This window comes from Bacillus stercoris, from assembly GCF_029772985.1.
Lineage (GTDB): Bacteria > Bacillota > Bacilli > Bacillales > Bacillaceae > Bacillus > Bacillus stercoris.
In genome coordinates this window covers 3,462,742-3,485,879 of the sequence record NZ_CP121861.1, presented here as the reverse complement: position 1 = coordinate 3,485,879, position 23,138 = coordinate 3,462,742, and the positions used below count along the sequence as shown (strand labels likewise).

The window sequence follows — 23,138 nt, the reverse complement described above, 5'->3', positions numbered from 1 at the left end:
TATACAAGTTATAAAAACGGATACGGAGGGGTTGGCATGGGGGAACTGAACAAATCGGCACGTCAGATTGTCGAAGCAGTCGGCGGTGCTGAAAATATTGCAGCGGCAACTCATTGTGTTACACGTTTGCGTTTTGCTTTAATAGATGAAAGCAAGGTTGACCAAGAGATGCTTGATCATATTGATGTGGTAAAGGGATCATTCTCGACAAACGGACAGTTTCAGGTCGTAATCGGCCAGGGAACTGTCAACAAAGTATATGCTGAACTGGTCAAGGAAACGGGAATTGGCGAGTCAACAAAGGATGAAGTGAAGAAGGCCTCAGAAAAAAATATGAATCCTTTGCAGCGTGCTGTGAAAACGCTTGCAGATATTTTTATTCCAATATTGCCTGCGATTGTCACGGCGGGTCTTTTAATGGGGATCAATAACATTTTAACGGCGGAAGGCATTTTCTTCAGCACAAAATCGATTGTGCAGGTCTATCCGCAGTGGGCAGATCTTGCTAATATGATTAACCTGATTGCAGGCACGGCCTTTACGTTCCTGCCTGCGTTAATCGGATGGTCTGCCGTCAAACGGTTCGGCGGCAATCCGCTTCTTGGCATTGTGCTCGGGGTTATGCTCGTGCATCCTGATTTGCTGAATGCGTGGGGATATGGCGCCGCAGAACAAAGCGGAAAGATCCCGGTATGGAATTTATTCGGCCTAGAGGTGCAGAAAATTGGCTATCAGGGCCAGGTGCTCCCCATTTTGCTTGCTTCTTATATGCTGGCGAAAATTGAGATGTTTTTAACAAAACGCACACCTGAGGGCATACAGCTTCTCGTTGTCGCGCCGATTACGCTTCTCGTAACAGGATTTGCCTCTTTTATTTTGATCGGTCCGGTTACATTTGCGATCGGGAATGTGCTGACTTCAGGGCTTATCTCGGTGTTCGGTTCTTTTGCCGCACTTGGCGGTTTGTTATATGGCGGCTTCTACTCAGCGCTCGTGATTACCGGTATGCATCACACGTTTCTTGCCGTTGACCTGCAGCTCATCGGATCAAAGCTCGGCGGCACCTTTTTATGGCCGATGCTGGCGCTTTCTAATATCGCCCAAGGTTCGGCCGCGCTGGCCATGATGTTTATCGTGAAGGATGAGAAACAAAAAGGCCTCTCCCTCACGTCAGGGATTTCTGCTTATCTTGGCATTACAGAGCCTGCCATCTTCGGGGTGAATTTGCGATACAGATTCCCATTTATCATCGCAATGGTCAGCTCTGGGCTGGCCGGAATGTATATTTCTTCTCAAGGTGTGCTGGCCAGCTCCGTCGGTGTGGGCGGCGTGCCGGGGATTTTCTCAATCATGAGCCAGTACTGGGGCGCATTTGCAATCGGGATGGCCATTGTATTGATCGTACCGTTTGCCGGAACGTATGCGTATGCAAGATTTAAACATAAATAACCAATGGGGAGCGGGACGTGTTTAGCGTTCCCTTTTCCCGTTTATCATTTAAAAATCGGTGGTGGAAACAGATGAAAACAGAACTAACGCCATGGTGGAAAAAAGCTGTGGTCTATCAAATTTATCCGAAAAGCTTTAACGATACGACAGGAAACGGTGTAGGTGATCTGAACGGCATCATCGAAAAGCTCGATTACTTAAAAACACTCCAGGTGGATGTGCTTTGGCTGACGCCGGTTTATGATTCTCCGCAGCATGATAATGGATATGATATTCGTGATTATTACTCGATTTATCCTGAATACGGAACGATGGAGGATTTTGAAAGGTTACTATCCGAAGCACATAAAAGAGACTTGAAAGTCGTCATGGACCTTGTCGTCAATCATACGTCAACAGAGCACAAATGGTTCCGCGAGGCGATTTCTTCAATCGACAGCCCATACCGTGATTTTTATATATGGAAAAGCCCGCGGGAAAACGGTTCTCACCCGACGAACTGGGAATCGAAATTCGGCGGCCCGGCATGGGAGCTTGATGAAGCATCGGGCCAATACTATTTGCATCTGTTTGATGTGACGCAGGCTGATTTGAATTGGGAAAATGAAGAGGTCAGAAAGCATGTCTATGACATGATGCATTTTTGGTTTGAAAAGGGGATAGACGGCTTCAGGCTTGATGTCATCAACCTGATTTCTAAAGACCAGCGCTTTCCGGATGCGCAAGCCGGAGAAGACGGCCGTGCCTATTACACTGACGGGCCGCGGGTGCACGAATATCTGCATGAAATGAACGAAAAGGTGTTTGCACATTATGACAGCATGACGGTCGGTGAGATGTCTTCAACGACGGTAGACCATTGCATCCGATACACGAATCCTGCCAATAAGGAACTAGACATGACGTTCAGCTTCCATCATCTCAAGGTTGACTATCCAAACGGCGAAAAATGGGCCTTGGCGCCGTTTGACTTTTTAAAGCTGAAGGAGATCCTATCCGATTGGCAAACGGGGATGCACGCAGGAGGGGGATGGAACGCTCTGTTCTGGTGCAATCATGATCAGCCGCGCGTTGTATCAAGATATGGAGATGATGGCGCGTATAGAGTGAAATCGGCGAAAATGCTTGCTACGGCCATTCATATGATACAGGGCACGCCTTATATTTATCAGGGTGAGGAGCTAGGGATGACAAATCCGAAGTTTACTGACATCAGCTCCTATCGGGATGTCGAATCGCTGAACATGTATCACGCCTTGAAGGACAAAGGAATGGCTGATCAAGAGATCACAGCGATTTTACAGGCGAAATCCCGTGACAATTCCAGAACCCCCGTTCAGTGGGATGCTACGGAGAATGGCGGTTTTACAACGGGCACACCATGGATACCGGTTGCCGGCAATTATCGGGAAATCAATGCTGAAGCGGCGCTGAGGGATCAAAATTCGGTGTTTTACCATTATCAAAAATTGATTCGGATTCGCAAAATGTATGACATTGTGACAGAGGGAACGTATGAGTTAATCGCAAAGGATGATCCGAGCATTTTTGCGTATCTCAGACACGGCAGCAATGAAAAGCTGCTCGTGATCAATAATTTTTACGGGACAGAGGCAGCCTTTACACTGCCGGACTCTTTAGCGCCTGACGAATGGAAGGCAGAGGTGCTGCTGACGAACGATGATGTAAGGGAAGGGCTTCAGAACATGACGCTTCGCCCGTATGAGTCCATTGTTTATCGTTTAACGAAACCGTGTTAAACTAAGCTGGGTGGTCCATAATGAAGGTGAATAAATTCATCACAATTTATAAAGACATCGCACAGCAAATCGAAGGCGGCCGATGGAAAGCGGAGGAGATTCTTCCGTCTGAACATGAGTTGACCGCACAGTACGGTACATCAAGAGAAACGGTCCGAAAGGCGCTTCATATGCTCGCGCAAAACGGTTATATCCAGAAAATCAGGGGAAAAGGCTCCATCGTGCTCAACCGTGAAAAAATGCAGTTTCCCGTTTCGGGTCTTGTCAGCTTCAAGGAGCTCGCGCAAACGCTTGGCAAAGAAACGAAAACAACTGTACACAAATTCGGGCTGGAGCCTCCGTCAGAGCTGATCCAGAAGCAGCTCCGGGCCAATCCGGATGACGACATCTGGGAAGTCATCAGGTCTAGAAAGATTGACGGGGAACATGTGATTTTGGACAAGGATTACTTTTTCAGAAAGCATGTCCCTCACCTGACGAAAGAAATTTGTGAAAACTCCATATATGAATATATAGAAGGAGAACTCGGTCTTTCGATCAGTTACGCCCAAAAAGAAATTGTCGCCGAGCCGTGTACGGACGAGGATAGAGAGCTGCTCGATTTACGCGGCTATGACCATATGGTCGTGGTGAGAAACTACGTCTTTTTGGAGGATACCAGTTTGTTTCAATATACGGAAAGCAGACACCGTCTCGACAAATTCCGGTTTGTCGATTTTGCGCGGCGGGGAAAGTGAAAGAGGCGCCTGCCTGTGGCAGCGCGCTTTTTTGTTTGGTATCAAAATTGATACTATCCAACAAAAATGTGCGTACTTTTACTTTTTATCATAATGGCTACAATAGAGATGAGAGTAACCTAAAGGAGAGGTGTTTAACATGGCAGATCTAAAGAAACAAATTTTGGATGCATACCATTTCAGACATGCGACAAAGGAATTTGATCCGAATAAAAAAGTGTCAGACAGCGATTTTGAATTTATTTTAGAAACAGGAAGACTGTCTCCAAGCTCACTCGGTCTTGAGCCTTGGAAATTTGTCGTCGTCCAAAATCCGGAATTCCGCGAGAAGCTTCGCGAATACACATGGGGCGCGCAAAAGCAGCTGCCGACCGCAAGCCATTTCGTCCTGATTCTCGCACGTACAGCGAAGGATATGAAATATAATGCAGACTACATCAAACGTCATTTAAAAGAAGTAAAACAAATGCCTCAAGACGTGTACGAAGGCTATCTAAGCAAAACAGAAGAATTCCAGAAAAACGATTTGCATTTGCTTGAAAGTGACAGAACATTGTTTGACTGGGCATCAAAACAAACCTATATCGCGCTTGGCAACATGATGACTGCCGCTGCGCAAATTGGTGTTGATTCCTGCCCGATCGAAGGTTTCCAGTATGATCACATTCACCGCATTCTTGAAGAAGAAGGGCTTCTGGAAAACGGAAGCTTTGATATTTCTGTGATGGTGGCATTCGGCTACCGAGTGAGAGACCCTCGTCCGAAAACAAGATCTGCTGTTGAAGATGTTGTGAAGTGGGTTTAAATAAAGAAAGCTGCTCGCATAGCGAGCAGCTCTTTTTTTATGCCTGATTCGCTCTATTCTGTTTTCTTCTTTGATGTAAGTACAATGCCGTGCCGAGTGCACTGATCAGAAATCCGGCCAACAGGATCGAGTACATGGATGTGGCTGTGTCCGGAAGCAGGCCGCCAGCCGGACCGTCTGTTCCTGACCCGCCCGAACCGTTAGTCGGTTGAGTGCCAGGAGGCGTATCATTTCCGCCGTTCCCGTCAGTCGGCTGTTTTCCGCCTGGTTTGTCGGAGCCGCCGCCATGATTGCCGTCATCCCCGCCTGTCGGTTGATCTGACGGGAATGCCGGCGGTTTGTTGTTCGAACCGGAATTTAAGATCGTGTATTCGCTGAAGTGGTTTGTATATCCTGTCACCATATCATCGTCAACTGATCCGTGATCTGTCTTTGTGAAAGCTTTCTTTTTTCTGTCGACGTGATAAATGGCAGGATTATGGGCTTCTTCAATATCAAACATGCGAAGCGAAAGCTGAACGGGCTCCTTGAAGGATTTTATCTCTTTTCCTTTTTGCTTTACTGTAAAGTCATATACATCTGCCAATGACACATCCAACTCTCCCGTCGACTTGATTCCGATTGCAGTGTCTGCGGTTTTAAGGTTCGCCATCGGCATCTTCATGCTGTACCAGTAATTGAACACCGTCAATGAAGGATCTGACTCTCTTTCTTTCAAAAGTTTGACCTGATCTTTCTTCACTTTAAGATTGATAGGCTTCTCTTGTGATCCTTCATGTGTTCCATAATAGACAAACGGCGTGTTGGCATTTTTAGCGTAAATCGCAAATTTGTCTTCATCAAGTGTCCAGCTGCCGTCCTTCTGCTTTGTCGGCAGGAATACTTCTTTGATCCGTCCTTCAACTTTAGGAGAGACCTTGTTTCCTAGTTTTTTCAGCTGTTCAGTGAAAATCTCATAATCAACGTAGCCAAGGTCTTCACCATGGGAGGCTTCTGTAAAGACAGAATATCCGTCTCCGCCGGCGCCGACAAAATTATTTGTTGCCACGCGGTAGGTATCATCCGTATTTATAGCAACTTTGTCTCCGTTAGGCAATTCAATTTTCACGTCTAACACACGGTGTCCAGGTTCATTGTTTAATGTAAAGGTATATTCGATTCCGGCTACCTGAGGGAAAGCGCCGCCGCCATTTTCCACATTGCTTAGGCCTTGTTCAAGTGCTTCTTTAATTTGTTTTCCGGTTAAATCGGCCACGTAAAGCGTATTGCCGAACGGCATCACGTTGAGCACCTCGCCGAGTGTGATATCCCCTTTGTCAATGCCGGCTCTGATGCCGCCGCCATTTGTTATCGCTATTCTGGCGCCGGCTGCTTCTTTCGCTTTTGCCAGCATACCGTCCGCGATGAAGTTTCCGAGATTCGTTTCTTTCGTACGCACATGCTCACGCTGGCCGTCAAGCGCCACATCCGTATAGCCGACTTTTTCATTTTTTACGTCTTCTAATTCACTCTTGAACTGATCGAGCTCTTGTTTTGCTTCTGCGTTTTCTTCTGTATGTTCATCAATTGGCAGCACGCTCAGATTTGATTTGTCTGTTTGCACAACGCCATTTTTATCAAACGCGACATCAACGCGCCCTAAGAATTGGCCGTATTCTTTTGCCTGCGCCACGATCGTCGGTTCTTCGTTGTCCACGACCTCCATTTTGTCTACGAGGGTGTGAGTGTGTCCGCCGATGATCAAGTCAATGCCTTTTACTTTTTTGGCGAGCTCAAGGTCTCGGTTATGCCCGATATGGGTTAATGCAATAATTTTATTTACTTTTTCTTCTTCCTGAATCGCTTTGACAGTATTTTGTGCTGTTTCAAAGGCATCATTGAATACGATGCTTTTGCCCGGACTTGAGGTGGTGGCCGTATCTTCCGTTGTCAGTCCGAATACGGCGACTTTCTCCCCGTCAACGTCTAACAAAATGTAAGGGTGGATGCCGGCCTCTTTCTTTTCACCTGCCGTAAAGGTTTGCGGCTTTTTGACAAATGATTTCAGTTTGGGCTCATTTGACACATCTACGTTTGCGCTGACAATCGGAAATTCCGGCGCTTCAAAGTGATAGCGGTTCGCTGGATCAACGGTTGCGCTGTTTCCGCTTAGAAAATCAGAAAGCACTGTCGGGCCTTTGTCAAATTCATGGTTTCCGAAGGTCATGGCGTCATAGCCCATCATATTCATCATTTTCAAATCGGCCAAACCGTTCCATTTTGTGAAATACAGATCACCGGAAAACACATCTCCCGCATCAAGGAGAATGTTGTGGTTTGTTTCGCTGCGCACTTCGTTAATTTTCGTCATTCGTCTCGCTGCGTCATCGAGATGGGCGTGCGTGTCATTCGTGTGCATGACAGTCAGATCCCACAGTCCGTCTTTAGGTGGATCTGGATTTGAATCATCATCGAATTGCAGCTTATACACACCATAGCCTTCATTCGCAGACTTGCCTACATAAGCGACGTCGTCTGCTTTATCGGCAAATGGCTTGGCCAAAAGCGAGGATTCAAACGTCACATTCGCACCGGAAACAGGCGCGATTGACCAGTTGTTGTCTGCTTTTGGATTGACTGTTTTTTGTTCAATAATGTAATCCATCAGCACCTGCCTGTTTTCAACAGCAGAGCCGTGGACAATTTTATCGCTCGTCAGATGAGGGAACCCGCCGCCTCCGGACGCACGATAATTATTGGTGACCACGAGAAATTCCTGGCTTGGGCTGATCGGCTTGCCTTCATAGGAAAGGTTGATGATCCGTGATGAATCCGCATTGATCACTTTTCCGTTCTCATTGTATTTAGCCGGTTTTGTCACATCGACTTGATATGTGACGCCGTCAATCACATCAAAATTATATGAGCGGAAATTCTCGTTCAGCAAGGCCTGAACGCCGCCTTTAGACGGATCAATTTGATTGAATTGGCCTGCTGACATCTCCAGCCAGTCCTTCACTTCGCTGCCTGTCAGCTTGACGATTTGGACAGTATTATCATAAAGATACAAGTCACCGACATTTTTAATCGCAAGATCTCCGGCCGGAATGTTTGTGTAGTAATTGGCTCCGTTTCTGCCGCCTGCTTTAAACGGCGCTCCGGCGGATAAAATCGGCAGGTCCTTGTACTCGGTATCCTTCATTTCTTTTTCGGCGTACCATTTTTGCGCGTCAGTCACGATTTGAATGGAAGGATCATCTTTGACCTGGGCAAAGAAGCTGTTAATATCGGCTTCGGTTTTGCCGACTGGCTTTCGAACATACTCCAGTGTGTTTTGGTGTGTTTGCTGAATGGTGTTTGTAACGGTTTCGTTTCTGGATGTGACGGTGCCGGCAATAGATTCAATACTGCCTTTGGAATCTGCAACTTTCCATGAGCCGTCCGCCTTTTCAAGTTTGAGGTCAATCACGCCTAAGTATTTGCCCCAGCTGCTTGGCATGACGACAGGAATGCCGTTAATCGTTCCTTTTTCCACATCGAATTGAGCAGCACCTGCATACTCCGCGGAAGGAAAGAGCCCGTGCTGATGGCCCGAGATAATCGCGTCAATGCCTTTCGTTTTAGTGGCAAGGTCAAACACGGCGTTTTCTGCGCCTGATGATTGCGCCTGCTTTTCAATGCCGGTGTGGGCGAGGGCAATAATGACATCTGCGCCTTCCGCCTTCATTTTCGGGATTGTTTCATTGGCGGATTCTACGATATCCTGCACCTGAACCTGCCCCTCAAGATTCTTTTTGTCCCAAGTCATGATTTGCGGGGGGACAAAGCCTATGTAGCCGACTTTTACTTTCTGTTTATTGCCGTTTCCGTCAGTGACCGTTTTCTCTTTTATCACATACGGCGTATAACGGTTTTCGCCGCTAGATGTTTTGACGTTGGCATTGACAATCGGGAAATCGGCTCCTTTGATTGTGCCGTCGAGAAAGTCAAGTCCGTAGTTGAATTCGTGATTGCCAAGCGTCCCGGCGTCGTATTTCAGCGCATTCATGACGCTGATAATCGGATGGGTTTTCGCGCCGGAGATAATGTCGTCTTTTTGATATTTCACCGCGTATTCACCCAGCGGATTTCCTTGAATCAAGTCGCCGTTATCGACAAGCAGGGTGTTAGGGTTTTGCTCGCGGTGCTTTTGGATCATCTGCGCCGTTCTTGCCAGCCCGAAATCCGTCGTTTCTTTGTCGCTGTAGTAATCATAATCCATCATATTGGCATGAATATCAGTCGTGGCCAAAATACTCAGATGCACCTGAGGAGCCGCGCTTTCTTCTGCATGAATGGGTGGTGTTGGGAGGATTAGGCTAAGTATCATAATTGGGGGCAAAAGAATACGGAGAATGTTTCCGACGTGTGTTCGTCTTTTCTGTATTCTCACCAGTTCTCCACCTTTCAACGAAATTTGTGTTACAGCTCCTATTGTAAGAATATTTTGTAACTATTTGTAGGTGTTTCTTTATGATTATTGTAAAAGGGAGAAAAATGAGTACTATGTAGCAGCTTCAAACGACAAATGCTGGGTATTTATGCTTATCGTTTGTCCATATTCGCAAAATGTTTATTTTAGTGTGGCTGGGGTAGAGTGTTTTATGTAGACATCTAAAGCGGGAGGTTATGAACCATGGGGAAAAAAATTGCAGTTGTTTTGACAGATTACTTTGAGGATAGCGAGTACACTGAGCCTGCGAAAGCTTTTAAAGAAGCGGGACATGAACTGACTGTCATCGAAACTGAAAAAGGAAAAACAGTAAAAGGCAAGCAGGGGAAAGCGGAAGTGACAGTTGACGCTTCCATTGACGACGTAAACCCTTCAGACTTTGATGCGCTTTTGATTCCTGGAGGATTTTCGCCAGACCAGCTTCGCGCTGACGATCGTTTCGTCCAATTTACAAAAGCGTTTATGACTGACAAAAAATCGGTATTCGCCATTTGCCACGGCCCGCAGCTTTTAATCAATGCGAAAGCGCTCGACGGCCGAAAAGCAACAGGCTATACGTCCATTCGTGTTGACATGGAAAACGCCGGTGCCGACGTTGTGGACAAGGAAGTGGTTGTTTGCCAGGATCAACTGGTTACAAGCCGAACACCGGACGACATTCCGGCATTTAACCGCGAATCTTTGGCACTGCTTGAGAAATAAGAAAAACGGACGCCCGCGGGCGTCCGTTTTTTTGTTGCTTAGGCTTGACCGCCTGTCAGCTTCTTGTACCTGTAATACAAGAAAGCCGCTGCAGCCGTTCCGATGACCGCAATGCCGAAGTCGAACATGAAAATATGGGCGATGCCTCCCGCTTTTGCGATAAGGCCTGTTGCAATCGGAAGCAGAATCGATGCAAGGCTTGAAGCGGTCGCTACAATTCCGGTAACGGTTCCTTTTCGCTTCCAGAACAGCTCTGTCATTAACGTAATGGTCATTTGAAACACACCTGCAGTAGAAAAGCCTAAGAAAAAGGCCGTGATGTCCAGCACGACTCGGGTATGAACCGTCAGCATAACTGCGAGCGTACATAAAGTAATAATAGGATATAAGAGCGTTATGAAGACAGGTTTGACCCATCTGTTCAGCAAAACGGCTAATAATAAAACAGATGCCAGAGACCCTATACTATAATAGCTCAGCAATTGTACGGATGCTGATTCAGCTAACCCGGCTGCCTTTTGCGCGTAGCTCGGGAGCCAGATTTGAGAAACCGTAAATAAAGCCGTGGATGTAAAACCGATGATAATCAGTGCGGTGCCTTCTTTTTGAAAAACAGGTTCAGACAAGAAAACGGAAGATTCCTGTTGGCCGCTATCAGTTGGTTTCTTATGTTTTTTAGGAAACGAAAGCGTTGATAAATAAATAATATTCAGGAGGTAGACCGCTGCCGGCAGATAAAAAGCAAATCCGTAAAACATGCTGTGGTCTGCTAAAAATGTGATCAAAAGCGGCAAAAGGGCTGCCCCGACAGACATAAAGGCTTTGACCAAGACATTCGCCGAACCGGAAGCAGCCGGGAAGAGTTCGGTCAGGGCGGGATATGTTCCTGCGTCCATCGCTGAATTTGCAACTCCCGCTAATAAGGCGAACACAAACGCCAGCTCATAGCTCGGTGATAAAGGAATACCGACTAAAAAGACGGCCATAATTCCCGCAGAAGCGACAACAAGCGGCTTTCTGCCGATTCTATCAGATAAAACTCCGGAAATGCCGTATGTCAGCAGTTTGCCGAACCCGATAGCGGCAATGACATAACTGATGCCGGTCGGATCGGTATTCCATTGTTTTGTTAAAGAGGGCATATTGGATGCGAGAATGATATTGACCATCCCCAGAAAGAAGTAGTTGATATACATTCCGGATGCTGTTTTGATAGATGTCGTTTGCATGCTTGTACTCCTTCAGATCTTATTCGAACACTTTACTGTTTTGGTTTGAGGCAATGATAAAAAAGACTCGCCGAGTTTCCGGCCAGTCTCCATTATTTGCGAAGCGAGGCTAGTTCCTGAGCAATTGCCTGCATTTCACTTGGGCTGAATGATTCTTTTTTCATCACCATGCGGTGAAGGTACGTGAGGTCTTCGATCTTCTCATCACTGAAATCCTCCGCTTTGATCACGCCGACGTTCAGCATGTTCAGCTTTTGGGAAATCTCTTCAATCATTTGAGTTAATGTCTCTGTATTTGGGCTGGACAAATGATTCCATCCTTTCTTTACGCAATATAGGTATGTTTTATTCTAACAGAATTCCTTCAGAAAAAAACCCTATTCTAAAAGCAGGCTGTTTATTCCAAAAAAGTGAAGACATCAGTTGAAAAGGAAATGAACATCCTACTAAGATATTCATGAAGGTTTCTTTTTAGAGAAATAGGGGCAAAGAATAGGGAGGTTGCACAACATGATAAGTGTGTTATTTGTTTGTTTAGGAAACATTTGCCGGTCTCCGATGGCGGAAGCGATTTTTCGGGACTTGGCAGCCAAAAAAGGATTAGCGGGGAAAATCAAGACGGACTCAGCCGGTATTGGCGGCTGGCACATCGGCAACCCCCCGCATGAGGGAACGCAGGAGATATTGCGAAGAGAAGGAATCAGCTTTGATGGCATGCTGGCGCGTCAAGTCAGCGAACAGGATCTGGCCGATTTTGATTACATCATTGCAATGGATGCAGAAAATATCGGAAGTCTCAGAAGCATGGCGGGATTTAAAAACACCTCGCATATCAAAAGGCTTTTGGACTATGTTGAAGATTCAGATCTGGCCGACATTCCTGATCCTTACTACACGGGGAATTTTGAAGAGGTTTGCCAATTAATCAAATCGGGCTGTGAGCATCTGCTTGCGTCGATTCAACAAGAAAAACAATTGTGAGTGAAAGGAGAATTTGCATGAACAACGAACGTTTAATGCTGAAAGGGATATTTCTCGGAGCTGCGGCAGGCGCGGCGTTATCACTGCTCCATAAGCCGACAAGACAGGCGTGCGGCATGAGATGGCTGACATGCAAGCATAAACTTTCACTGTATAAAAGCAATCCGGAGCTGTTAAAAAACACTGTCATCACAAAAGTGGATGAGGCCAAAAAGCTCGCCCAAACGCTTTCAAAGGAAGTCGACTTTGTGAATCAGCAGGTGAAAGAGCTGAAGAAAACAACACCGCAAGTGATGGAACTTGTGCAAGAAACGAAAGAGCATTTTTCAAAAAAATGATCAAACATGCGAGGTGAGGCGACATGAGTTTTTTAAAAGAGCTTTTCAGCAGGTACACCCTTCACGAAGGACAAAGCAAATCAGCGGAGCTGGCGTATTTTTTTCTATTGTCACTGTTTCCGTTTTTGATTTTTATGCTGACGCTCACCGCGTATCTTCCGCTTTCTACCGATGATGTTTTAGGAGTCATAGAACAATATGCTCCCGCCAGTGCGATGTCTCTCGTTGAATCCATTACCCATCAAACCTTAAATAATCGAAATGGCGGTTTGCTGTCCTTCGGGATTATCGCCGCATTATGGTCAGCGTCTAATGGAATGAACGCGATCGTCCGGTCGTTAAACCACGCGTATGATGTGGAAGAAAACCGCTCTTTTATCATTGTTCGTCTAACCTCGATTTTTTTGACGATTGCCATGGTATTTACGATTTTAGTGGCTTTGCTTCTGCCGGTATTTGGCCGGGAGATTGGAAGGCTCGCTTCTGACTTTGTCGGGGCGTCGGATCTGTTTTTATCCGTCTGGGCCGCCATTCGCTGGGGTGTAAGCCCTCTTGTGCTTTTGATTGTTTTTTCCGCGCTGTATGTGATTGCACCGAACAAAAAGCTGTCTCTCCGGTTTGTCATGCCGGGTGCGGTCTTTGCGACCCTCGGCTGGATCATTGTCAGCACATTGTTTTCGTTTTACGTCAGCACGTTTGCGAACTATAGCGCCACTTACGGGAGCATCGGGGGAATCATCGTTCTGATGATTTGGTTTTACTTGAGCGGTATTTTAATTATCCTAGGCGGAGAAATCAACGCTCTTTTACATAAACGTAAAAAGCTTCCTGATGAAAATCCCTACCATTAGCGCATCCTATAAACGAACTTCGGTTCAAAAAGAAGTCGGGGGGATATCGTGATGACCAAGCATACGAAAAAAGGCGGAAGCCATAACAAACAAAATTCAAAAAGCAAATCGAGCCATAGAACAAGCGGAAGCGCCAACGGACAAAACGGCTACCATTAGCATCAAAGCCTCCTGACATCATGTCGGGAGGCTTTTTGATTAAGAAGATGAAGAATAGGTTTCAGCCGGTGACCAGCTTTTCGGTTTGCCCAGCACAAGGGCCAGCCACACAGCGCTAAGCGTGAGAGTAATGAAGTAGAACAAGTTTGCGCTTTCAAATGTCTGCATATACCAGCCGCCGGCAACCGGGCCGAGGATGCTGCCGAGACTGAATGTAATGCCGCAAAGCAGGTTTCCCGCCGGCAGGAGATGAGGCGGAAGAAGATCTGTCATATAGCTGATGCCAAGTGTAAAGGTTGATCCAACTGCCATTCCTGCAATAAAAAAGCAGCCGCCGATCACGTAAGGCGAAGGAAATACACCGGCGATGAAAAAGCAAAGAGCCCCAGTCAGTAAAATCACCAGCAGCACATTCCGTCTGCCGTATTTATCGCTGAGGATGCCGAGAGGAAACTGAAAGATAATGCTTCCAATCGCAAATGCGGGAAGGATGATCGCTACTGCGTCTACTGATATCCCCAAACGGAGCGCGTAAACGGGAAAGCTTCCGTTCAGCGCCGTCTCCAGAAACCCGTAGCCAAATGTAGGCATAAAGGCAACCCATCCAAACAGCATGGCCTGATAAAACCGCCTGAAACTATTGTCAGATTTGGTTTCATGAGGACTGGTTTGCGGGTATGCATTTTGTAGAAAGAAAACAAAAAGCCACGCAAACAGACTGATGCAGCCGGACACGATAAAAGGAAGCGACGGGCTCAGCTTGACAAGCGGCACCATGAACGGACCCGCGGCAAATCCAAGGCCAAAGGAAAGCCCGTAAATAGACAGTTTTTTTCCGCGATTTTGTTTTGATGACATGGAGGTTACCCACGTTTGCGTAGAAAAGTGAAGCATATGGTCGCCGATTCCAATAAACAGGCGAAGCAGGAACCAGACCCAAACTGACTGAAGCCAAATAAATCCGAATAAGCTTAAAATGACAATGCTTCCGCCCATGACGATCAGCGGCTTGAATCCGAGTTTTCTGAGCGGCGCTTCCATAAACGGCGAAGCCAAAAGCACGCCGATATACAGTCCGGTCGCATGCAGGCCGTTGACAGCAGCGGATTCTCCATTTGTTTCAAAAATGATTGAAATGACAGGCAGCAGCATGCCTTGTGAAAACCCGGAAATGGAAACGAGCAAGACAAGGATAAAGAAATGAAATCGTGACATCGTGTCAGTTCTCCTTATGTGGAATCTATGTTGATCGTACAATGTTTTCCAAAAGCAGGCAACCTGAAAAAAGCCTATATCACGCTATACATTTGCCCTCGTGTAATCATGAAGGTTTTTGTGAAGAATAAAAATAAAACAAGTCATAAAAAAGGAGCTATTTCACCATGAATCGTATCTTTTTTATTTTAGTGGCGGCCGGTGTTCCGCTTTCTGTGATTGGCAGTTTGATGCATTGGCCTTCCGCGGTTCTATTTGCCGTTTATTGCGTGACGATTATCGCGCTTGCAAGCTATATGGGGAGGGCGACAGAATCACTGTCCATCATTGCAGGACCGCGAATAGGCGGTTTGTTGAACGCCACCTTCGGAAATGCGGTTGAACTGATTATTTCCCTTTTTGCATTAAAGGAAGGCCTGACAGGAATCGTGCTTGCCTCATTAACCGGTTCAGTGCTGGGAAACCTGCTGCTGGTCGCGGGCCTATCGTTTTTTGTCGGCGGTTTAAAATATAAGCGCCAAGAGTTTAATATTCATGATGCGCGCCATAATTCGGGGCTTTTGATTTTTGCCGTCATTGTCGCCTTCGTGATTCCCGAAGTATTTTCTATTGGAATGGGAGACGCGAGCAAGCTCAATTTAAGCATCGGCATCAGCATTATCATGATTCTGTTATATGTCGCGGCGCTGTATTTTAAACTCGTCACGCACCGCGGAGTTTATCAGCCAAACAATGCCGCCCAGCATGAAGAGGAGGAACAGCCGGAATGGTCAGGGAAGGTTGCGACGATTGTGTTGTTTGCGGCAACGATTGTCGTGGCATACATATCCGAAAACCTTGTCCACACATTCCACTCGGTGGCTGAGCAGTTCGGCTGGAGCGAGCTGTTTATCGGGGTCATCATCGTGGCGATTGTAGGAAATGCGGCAGAGCACGCGTCAGCGATTATTATGGCCTTCAAAAATAAAATGGACGTAGCGGTTGAAATCGCAGTCGGCTCTACGCTGCAGATCGCTATGTTTGTCGCACCGGTTCTCGTCATCTGTTCTATCTTTTTCCCGACAAGCATGCCGCTTGTCTTTACATTGCCGGAGCTCGTCGCGATGGTATCAGCGGTTCTCTTGATGATCGCTATTTCGAACGACGGGGATTCCAACTGGTTTGAAGGGGCGACACTGCTTGCCGCATATGTCATTATGGCGATCGGCTTTTTCCTTCTTTAACCTGAAAAAATGTTGGATAACAACAAAGCGGGATGAAAAGACTAAGGGAAAATGCCATAGAAAGAGTGATATGATGAAAAAGCTATTTCATTCCACACTTATCGTGTTGTTATTCTTTAGTTTTTTCGGCGTTCAGCCCATCCACGCGAAAAAGCAATTTAAGGTTCCTAATTCTGTCGCAAGCATTTCAAAGGAAAACACGTATCCGAATGCTTCACAGGATCAGCCAATGCTTCAGCCGAGCAAGCTGGCAAAGGAATTGCTCGATCATTCTGAGGTGAAGATTGAAAATCCGCATCTCATCAAAATGCTGAATGAATCCAACATATCCGGCACACCGCTTGCAGTAGGGTACCGGGCGACAATATTTCTCGGGAAATGGGCGCTCGGCTATGAATCAAATGAAACAGTCGCAAACTGGGAATATAAAAAAATCAATACAAACCGTGCAGATAACCGCGGCGGGAAGGAAACGGCTGAAATGCATTATGCCCAGGAACAGCAGTACAAAGTGAAGGGCGGCCTGACAGCTAAAGTTCCGAATGCTGAAGATGTCAAAAGCATGATGATGCAAAAAGCGATGAAGAAAACGAACCTTCCGCTAGCATTTGAGACGGTCATCGGGGCTGGCACAAAACGGGATCAGATTTATAAAGTCGCTCCTAAAAAAATCGGTTATCTACATGCATATGCACCGGCTGTGAATGAAAAAGGAAAAGTGACTTATGGAGAAGTGTACTTAGTGCTGAAAGGAAATAAACGAAAACTCGTCGTGAAAAATGTCACGTCACAGGGAATCGGCGCATGGATTCCGGTTCAAGATCATGTCACGTTTGGCTTTCAGCTTTCCTCACTGCTCAGATAAATAAAAAACTGATTCCGACTCGGAATCAGTTTTTTTGTTTATTGGGTTCTCTCAATTCGGACCGCTTCCTCAAGCATTTGCACATTGTTTTGGTACAGCTGGCGAACGAGTATTCGTCTTGCTGCAAGGCTGGCGCTGAAATAATCATCATCCTTCACCATGCCTTTCACCGTAAATTCGACGCCGCGATTGATTTTATTCAAAGCGGTGATGCCGTGGACTTGAAACGGTTCTGCCGGATTGCCGAATTCATCTCGCTTCAATGAATCACGAAGCTCTTCATTCAGCATGTCACATGCCTCTTCCAACACGCTGTACACGCGGTCTGGATCTTCTTTAAAGCTGATGAGAAAGGATTCGATAATCCGCATAAAATGGATATTATAGTTCTCTATCTGCCTGACCTCGCCGTTGCTGATGGTGAGCAGTTTGCCGCTCCATTCCCGGATTTGCAGCGAGCGAAGGCCGATCTCCTCCACTGTCCCGTTAAACAAGTTGTTGACGGTGACATAATCGCCTTTGTGCAGCTGGCGTTCATATATTAAGAAGACGCCGGCCAGCACATCTTTGATCAGAGATTGGGCGCCAAAACCGATCACGATACCTGCAACGCCCGCTCCGGCTAATATCTTGCCGAAATCATGCACAAATAAAGAAATAACGTAAAAAATAAAACCAATCGTCGCCGTATATTGGGTGACAGAACGGACAAGGCTTTCAATCGTTTTTTCCTTTTTTTCTTCAATAAAGTCCGTCCGTTTAAAAAACAGCTGTACCAGCCGGTTGATGATAAAGACACCAATCCAAAGGATAACGGCAACGAGGAGAATATCGACGATTTTATTCTGGAAAATCTCTGTAAGTGTTTCTTCCATCCGCATCTAACTCCTGGCTTGACGTTTTGTGAAATCTGTATCCTGATAATAAGTGTTTTTGACAAGAACATTCGGTCCGAGGCACCGGACATTCGGGCAGTGGCAACTCAGTTCTTTCGCAAGCTTGGTCTCTCTCCATTTTTCATAGGCGGAAGGGAGGCTGTCCGTCTGAATATTGCCAAGCGGCGGAGTATCGCCGAAATCGGTCACGATAATGTTTCCGTCGAAAATGTTTACATTCAGGCGAGAACGGCCGTCAGGGTCATTTCGCACGGTAACGTTTTTCGCCGCGCGAAGCCGGCGAAGCAGCTTTTGGTCGTCTTTGTCCGGACTGCAGGCATAAAACGGCAGCGTTCCGAACAGCATCCACGTATTTTCATCACGAATATCCAGCAAGCGGTGAATGGCCTGTCTCATCTCTTTCAGGCTGAGGGATTCAAGAGCGCTTGCGAAATCGCTTGGATACATTGGGTGGACCTCATGACGCTGACATTTCATATCTTCTGTGATTTGGCGGTGAATATGCTCAATATGCGGAAGAGTTCGTTTGTTCAGCATCGTTTCCGCAGATACCATTACTCCGGCATCCACGAGCGTGCGGCTGTTTTCGATCATTTTTTCAAAATAGCGCGCGCGCTGTTCGAAGGTCGGTTTTCTGTCCATCATGGCGAAGCCGATTTCAGCAAAATCTTCAACTGTACCCCAGTTATGAGAAATATGTAGCACATCGAGATACGGAATGATCCATTCGTACCGCTCGATGTCGAGGGTCAGGTTTGAATTAATTTGCGTCCGCACACCCCGTTCATGGGCGTATTTCAATAAAGGAACGACATATTCCTTTACTGATTTCAACGAAAGCATCGGCTCTCCGCCTGTAATGCTGATGGAGCGCAGGCGAGGGATTTCCTCCAGCCGTTTTAACAGAAGATCTATTGGCAGAGCATTCGGGTCTTTAGGCTGCAATGTATAGCCTACAGCACAATGCTCGCATCTCATATTGCAAAGTGTCGTCGTTGTGAATTCAACGTTTGTCAGCTGCATGTCTCCGTATTGGTCAACATCCATATAGGCTTCCCAAGGATCAAACTCAGGCGTAATCGGACGCAGCTTCGTGTTTTGTGTCATGACTATCTAACTCCTTTATAAATGGGCATACTAACGCTGCCAACAGTTAATTTTAGACCTGATTTGCCAAGATCGCAAGTAGCGCGGCGATTGAAAAACCGCAAAAAATGAGCTACCATAATAAAAAATGAATGGAGGAACAGCATGGGGAACGCCGTAAACAATAAAGATCAGCAGATTGATTATTTAAAGAACAGACTTGACATGTTTATGAACGTCATCGATTCATTAGACCCTGAAGCAACCGACGTTGAAGATATAGATAGGCTCATCAGCATGCTTGATGACCTGGAAGCCAAATACGAACGTTTTAAAAAAGATTGGGAATAAAACCGCGCGCCGCGCGGTTTTTTCTATTGGCATAAAGCAACAGTATAAAACAAAGCCCCTATCTGTAAAATAAGAAAAAATGCAGAAGGAGCGCTGGCCATGAAGTGGATGTGTTCAATATGCTGCGCCGCCGTATTGCTTGCCGGAGGTGCAGCACAGGCGGAAGCGGTGCCGAATGAGCCGATTAATTGGGGCTTTAAACGAAGTGTCAATCATCAGCCGCCAGATGCCGGGAAGCAGCTGAACCGCTTAATTGAAAAATATGATGCGTTTTATTTAGGGAATACAAAGGAAAAAACGATTTACTTAACGTTTGATAACGGGTATGAAAATGGCTATACGCCAAAAGTGCTTGATGTCTTAAAAAAACATCGCGTAACAGGAACGTTTTTTGTCACCGGGCATTTCGTAAAGGACCAGCCTCAGCTGATTAAACGAATGTCAGATGAGGGCCATATTATCGGCAACCATTCCTTTCACCATCCGGATTTAACGACAAAAACAGCTGATCAGATTCAGGATGAGCTTGATTCAGTCAACGAAGAGGTTTATAAAATTACGGGAAAGCAGGACAACCTGTACTTGCGCCCGCCGCGCGGCGTGTTTAGTGAGTACGTACTGAAAGAAACGAAACGCCTCGGCTATCAAACCGTTTTCTGGTCGGTCGCTTTTGTTGATTGGAAAATCAATAACCAGAAGGGAAAGAAATATGCCTACGATCATATGATCAAGCAGGCGCACCCAGGAGCTATATACCTGCTTCACACTGTATCAAGGGACAATGCTGAAGCACTGGATGATGCGATCACAGACCTGAAAAAACAAGGCTACACTTTTAAAAGCATTGATGATCTGATGTTTGAGAAAGAAATGAAGATGCCGTCCTTGTAATGAAAAAAGCCTCTCCTGAAACGGAGAGGCTTTTCTTTATTTTAAACATTTAATCAATGCGGCCCAATCCAGATCTCCGAAACCTTGTTCAATCCCGCTTTCAAAATGGCTCTTGGCCAGCTCGGCAAGAGGAAGATTTGCAGAAACCTGTTTTGCGGCGGCGAGTGCCAGGTTGGTATCCTTCAGCCCTAATGACATTTTGAAACCGGCCGGCTCAAATTTCTGCTCGGCCATGATGGTTCCGTAATTTTGGTAGACAGGGGAGCCGAAAAGCGCGCTGGCAATTTCTAAAAATTGTTTTTGTTCTAAGCCGTACTTCTCCATCATTAAGAAAGATTCAGATAACGCCTCCAGCATAGACACGAGTAAGAAATTGATGCTGATTTTCGCTGCATTTGCTGTCTTGCTTTCTTCGCCGACGTCAAATACCTGCTGGCTGAGGCTGTCGAGCAGAGGCTTGGCGGTTTGCTTCGCTTCCGCCGGTCCTGCTGTTATGATGCGAAGCGCGGCTTTGGCTGCGGCATCCGGTCTGCCAAGGACGGGAGCGGCGAGAAAGGATTGTCCTTTCTCTGCATGAGCCGCTGCGAGCTTCTCTGAGAATTCAACACTGATCGTGCTCATCGAGATGTGAATGCCATCCTTTGCTAATCCTTCAAGCAGCCCGTCTTCTCCAAATGTCACGGCGCTGACAGAATCATCATCTGCAAGCATTGTCATGACAATATCAGCGGACTTCGCCGCCAGCCGCGGCGTATCAGCTGCCTGTGCGCCTGCTGTGACAAGTTCCTCCGTTTTTTGTTTCGTCCGGTTATATACAGTCAATTCGTAGCCTGCTTGAAGAACATTTTGGGCAATGGGCTGTCCCATATTGCCGAGTCCGATGACAGCAATTTTCAATCTGATCACTCCCTGAATATTTTTTCCATTATAAACAATATAAACAGAATATGCATAGCAATCGGCTTACAACAAAAAAGAACAGCTTCCCGCTGTCCTCATTTAAAAATATTGAACCATCCTTTATGTACAAACCAAATCAGCATCCCGATTACAAGCGCGGCCATCAGGCCAAGTACAGCAAAATATCCGTATTTCCAATGCAGCTCCGGCATGAAGTCGAAATTCATACCGTATACACCGGCAATAAAGGTGAGCGGGATGAAAATGGTCGACACGATCGTCAGTGTCATCATAATCGCATTCATCCGGTTTGAGTTTAGCGTCACGTAGCTGTCACGCAAGTCGGACGTCATGTCCCGGTTGGATTCCACAATTTCAGACAACTTTAACAAATGATCGTAAATGTCACTGAAATAGGCTTTCGTTTCCCGCTGCTCTTTCACATGGTCAAGGCTTAAAATCCGATAGAGCAAATCACGCATCGGGATAATTGTCCGTCTTAAATGCAATAGGTCTGTTCTGAGTTCAAACACCTCGTTCATCAGCGTTCCATACGTTTTGTGGGGGCGGCTTTCTTCAATTTCATTCAGCCGGTCCTCAATTTTATACACGAGGGGAAAATATTCATCGACAAGCTGATCCATGATCATATAAGAAATATGCCCAGGCCCTTTTTTCAATATGTCCGGTGAAGCATACAAACGCTCCCGGACTTTGGCGATACCGGGCGTTTCGTGTAAATGAAAGGTAACGATAAATTGTTCGCCCTGAAAAATATCGACTTCCTCCGTCTCTAGTGTTTCCTTATTCAGCGCATGAATCACGTAAAAACGATAGCCGTCATAATGGTCAAGCTTCGGCCGCTGCATGTGCTGGAAGCAATCCTCAATGGCAAGCGGATGAAAATGAAAAAAATCTCTCAATAACGCCGTTTCCGTATCTTCCGGGCCGTAAAAATCAACCCAGTACCATGCAATATCAGGCTGTTCCACTCGTTCAATCGGTATATTTTTCAGCAGCTGATGCTCTGTTGTGATTGCGGTAATGTTGATCATAAACAACCCTCCACCTGCCATTATATCATGCGGTCTTTATGAGAAAAGTATACGCTACTCTCTGCCTGTTTCCAGCGGCATGTTATACTGAACAAAAACGGAAAAAGGGTGGATCACATGTGGAAGGAAAAAGTATCTGTCACGCCGCCGTATCATTTTGACCGCGTATTGGACAGGCTGTCTTTAGACCCCCTCAATGCTGTCGATCGAGAGGCGAGAGAAGTCCGCGTGCCGATCAGAAATCATGCGGGAGACGTATGTATTGTAAAAGTACAGGCGTTAGGCTATGCTGACGAGCCTGAGTTTCACGTTAGCGGGGAAACGGATCAGGATGAGATGATGAAGGAAATCAAGCGGATTTTTCAATGGGAACATCATTTGCAGCACGTTCTGGATCATTTTTCAAAAACGAGTCTGTCCGCCATTTTTGAAGAGCATGCCGGGACACCGCTTGTTCTGGACTACAGTGTGTACAACTGCATGATGAAATGCATCATCCACCAGCAGCTCAATCTGTCCTTCGCTTACACGCTAACAGAACGGTTTGTTCATGCATTTGGCGAGCAGAAGGATGGCGTGTGGTGCTATCCAAAGCCGGAAACGATTGCAAAACTCGATTATCAGGATCTGCGTGATCTGCAATTCAGCATGAGAAAAGCGGAATACACCATTGATACATCAAGGATGATCGCAGAAGGCACACTCAGCTTGTCAGAACTGACGCATATGGCGGATGAAGACATTATGAAAAAACTGATCAAAATCAGGGGCATCGGCCCGTGGACCGTGCAAAACGTCCTCATGTTCGGACTTGGCCGTCCCAATTTATTCCCGCTTGCCGATATCGGCCTCCAGAATGCCATCAAACGCCATTTTCAGCTGGACGATAAGCCGGCAAAGGATGTCATGCTGGCGATGAGCAAGGAGTGGGAGCCTTATTTAAGCTATGCGTCTTTATATTTGTGGAGGAGTATTGAATAGAAAAACGGCTGCCTTTTCGGCAGCCGCTGAGATTAATCTAGCTTCACTGTCATACTTTGGCCTGATGAGCCGTTTTTAACAGGTGAAAACGTAATTTTTAATTGGTGAAGATCTTCCGCTTTTCCGCTGTATACAGCTCCTATCACACCTTCGTTTTCTGTGTGCGGTGAGAAAACATGATCATTGTCTTTTA

At 46.3% G+C, this 23,138-nt stretch carries 21 protein-coding genes; 13 read left to right on the top strand and 8 right to left on the bottom strand.

From position 1 onward, the window contains the following. The first annotated feature begins 36 nt into the window (after positions 1-36). The 4 genes from treP to QA442_RS18215 all read left to right on the top strand — a co-directional run bounded on the left by treP (position 37) and on the right by QA442_RS18215 (position 4,751). Positions 37-1,449: a PTS system trehalose-specific EIIBC component gene (gene treP, locus QA442_RS18230; RefSeq protein ID WP_095432325.1), complete on the top strand. Its 1,413-nt coding sequence runs from the start codon at positions 37-39 to the stop codon at positions 1,447-1,449. Between the two features lie 71 nt (positions 1,450-1,520). Further along, positions 1,521-3,209 carry an alpha,alpha-phosphotrehalase gene (gene treC / locus QA442_RS18225; protein ID WP_095432324.1) on the top strand — a complete coding sequence of 563 codons (1,689 nt, stop codon included), beginning with the start codon at positions 1,521-1,523 and terminating at the stop codon, positions 3,207-3,209. Positions 3,210-3,229: 20 nt separating this feature from the next. Then, complete coding sequence (gene treR / locus QA442_RS18220; protein WP_095432323.1) at positions 3,230-3,946, top strand: trehalose operon repressor; 717 nt, start codon at positions 3,230-3,232, stop codon at positions 3,944-3,946. A 139-nt stretch (positions 3,947-4,085) separates the two neighbouring features. After that, on the top strand, positions 4,086-4,751 hold the full coding sequence (locus QA442_RS18215) for an NAD(P)H-dependent oxidoreductase (protein ID WP_014663198.1): 666 nt from the start codon (positions 4,086-4,088) through the stop codon (positions 4,749-4,751). 37 nt (positions 4,752-4,788) lie between these two features. Here QA442_RS18215 and QA442_RS18210 read toward each other — a convergent pair whose 3' ends face one another. Further along, a complete protein-coding gene (locus QA442_RS18210; protein ID WP_279473339.1) occupies positions 4,789-9,162 on the bottom strand; it encodes a multifunctional 2',3'-cyclic-nucleotide 2'-phosphodiesterase/3'-nucleotidase/5'-nucleotidase in 4,374 nt (1,457 codons plus the stop codon). A gap of 243 nt (positions 9,163-9,405) precedes the next feature. Between QA442_RS18210 and yfkM the strand changes: the two genes are divergently transcribed. Continuing rightward, complete coding sequence (gene yfkM / locus QA442_RS18205; protein ID WP_095432321.1) at positions 9,406-9,924, top strand: general stress protein 18; 519 nt, start codon at positions 9,406-9,408, stop codon at positions 9,922-9,924. A 38-nt stretch (positions 9,925-9,962) separates the two neighbouring features. Here the strand turns inward: yfkM and QA442_RS18200 are convergent, their stop codons facing one another. Both QA442_RS18200 and QA442_RS18195 read right to left on the bottom strand, forming a co-directional pair. Continuing rightward, complete coding sequence (locus QA442_RS18200; RefSeq protein WP_095432320.1) at positions 9,963-11,153, bottom strand: MFS transporter; 1,191 nt, start codon at positions 11,151-11,153, stop codon at positions 9,963-9,965. Between the two features lie 92 nt (positions 11,154-11,245). Next, positions 11,246-11,461, bottom strand: coding sequence for a DUF1128 domain-containing protein (locus QA442_RS18195; protein ID WP_003243712.1), 216 nt, complete (start codon positions 11,459-11,461; stop codon positions 11,246-11,248). A 202-nt stretch (positions 11,462-11,663) separates the two neighbouring features. On the opposite strand from QA442_RS18195, the gene yfkJ reads away from it, so the two are divergent. From yfkJ to QA442_RS18180, 3 genes are read left to right on the top strand one after another with little or no spacing between them, the layout of a single operon-like run. After that, positions 11,664-12,134 (top strand): protein-tyrosine-phosphatase, encoded by a 471-nt coding sequence (yfkJ, locus tag QA442_RS18190; RefSeq protein ID WP_071581260.1) that lies wholly within the window; start codon positions 11,664-11,666, stop codon positions 12,132-12,134. Positions 12,135-12,151: 17 nt separating this feature from the next. Continuing rightward, positions 12,152-12,472 carry a hypothetical protein gene (locus QA442_RS18185; protein WP_003233665.1) on the top strand — a complete coding sequence of 107 codons (321 nt, stop codon included), beginning with the start codon at positions 12,152-12,154 and terminating at the stop codon, positions 12,470-12,472. Between the two features lie 23 nt (positions 12,473-12,495). Further along, positions 12,496-13,323, top strand: coding sequence for a YihY family inner membrane protein (locus QA442_RS18180; RefSeq protein ID WP_014663205.1), 828 nt, complete (start codon positions 12,496-12,498; stop codon positions 13,321-13,323). Positions 13,324-13,521: 198 nt separating this feature from the next. Here the strand turns inward: QA442_RS18180 and QA442_RS18175 are convergent, their stop codons facing one another. Further along, positions 13,522-14,697 carry an MFS transporter gene (locus QA442_RS18175; protein WP_095432319.1) on the bottom strand — a complete coding sequence of 392 codons (1,176 nt, stop codon included), beginning with the start codon at positions 14,695-14,697 and terminating at the stop codon, positions 13,522-13,524. 167 nt (positions 14,698-14,864) lie between these two features. On the opposite strand from QA442_RS18175, the gene cax reads away from it, so the two are divergent. Together cax and QA442_RS18165 are read left to right on the top strand one after the other, a co-directional pair. Then, entirely contained in the window at positions 14,865-15,920 is a 1,056-nt protein-coding gene (cax, locus tag QA442_RS18170; protein ID WP_014663208.1) for a calcium/proton exchanger, read from the top strand. A gap of 70 nt (positions 15,921-15,990) precedes the next feature. Next, a complete protein-coding gene (locus QA442_RS18165) occupies positions 15,991-16,785 on the top strand; it encodes a YfkD famly protein (protein ID WP_095432318.1) in 795 nt (264 codons plus the stop codon). Positions 16,786-16,823: 38 nt separating this feature from the next. Here the strand turns inward: QA442_RS18165 and mscC are convergent, their stop codons facing one another. Further along, complete coding sequence (gene mscC / locus QA442_RS18160) at positions 16,824-17,666, bottom strand: mechanosensitive ion channel protein MscC (RefSeq protein WP_082033036.1); 843 nt, start codon at positions 17,664-17,666, stop codon at positions 16,824-16,826. After that, a complete protein-coding gene (gene yfkAB / locus QA442_RS18155) occupies positions 17,667-18,788 on the bottom strand; it encodes a radical SAM/CxCxxxxC motif protein YfkAB (protein ID WP_095432317.1) in 1,122 nt (373 codons plus the stop codon). It abuts the gene before it with no gap. Positions 18,789-18,932: 144 nt separating this feature from the next. Here yfkAB and QA442_RS18150 point away from each other — a divergent pair, with 144 nt between their 5' ends. Both QA442_RS18150 and pdaA read left to right on the top strand, forming a co-directional pair. Further along, positions 18,933-19,118, top strand: a complete 186-nt coding sequence (locus QA442_RS18150; RefSeq protein WP_003223132.1) for an SE1561 family protein — start codon at positions 18,933-18,935, stop codon at positions 19,116-19,118. A 99-nt stretch (positions 19,119-19,217) separates the two neighbouring features. Further along, positions 19,218-20,009: a delta-lactam-biosynthetic de-N-acetylase gene (gene pdaA / locus QA442_RS18145; protein ID WP_069149179.1), complete on the top strand. Its 792-nt coding sequence runs from the start codon at positions 19,218-19,220 to the stop codon at positions 20,007-20,009. A 36-nt stretch (positions 20,010-20,045) separates the two neighbouring features. Here the strand turns inward: pdaA and QA442_RS18140 are convergent, their stop codons facing one another. Both QA442_RS18140 and corA read right to left on the bottom strand, forming a co-directional pair. Continuing rightward, positions 20,046-20,906 carry an NAD(P)-dependent oxidoreductase gene (locus tag QA442_RS18140; protein WP_095432316.1) on the bottom strand — a complete coding sequence of 287 codons (861 nt, stop codon included), beginning with the start codon at positions 20,904-20,906 and terminating at the stop codon, positions 20,046-20,048. 98 nt (positions 20,907-21,004) lie between these two features. Continuing rightward, positions 21,005-21,964 carry a magnesium/cobalt transporter CorA gene (gene corA, locus QA442_RS18135; RefSeq protein ID WP_095432315.1) on the bottom strand — a complete coding sequence of 320 codons (960 nt, stop codon included), beginning with the start codon at positions 21,962-21,964 and terminating at the stop codon, positions 21,005-21,007. 117 nt (positions 21,965-22,081) lie between these two features. On the opposite strand from corA, the gene QA442_RS18130 reads away from it, so the two are divergent. Beyond that, positions 22,082-22,945: a DNA-3-methyladenine glycosylase family protein gene (locus QA442_RS18130; protein ID WP_095432314.1), complete on the top strand. Its 864-nt coding sequence runs from the start codon at positions 22,082-22,084 to the stop codon at positions 22,943-22,945. The last annotated feature ends 193 nt before the right edge of the window (positions 22,946-23,138 follow it).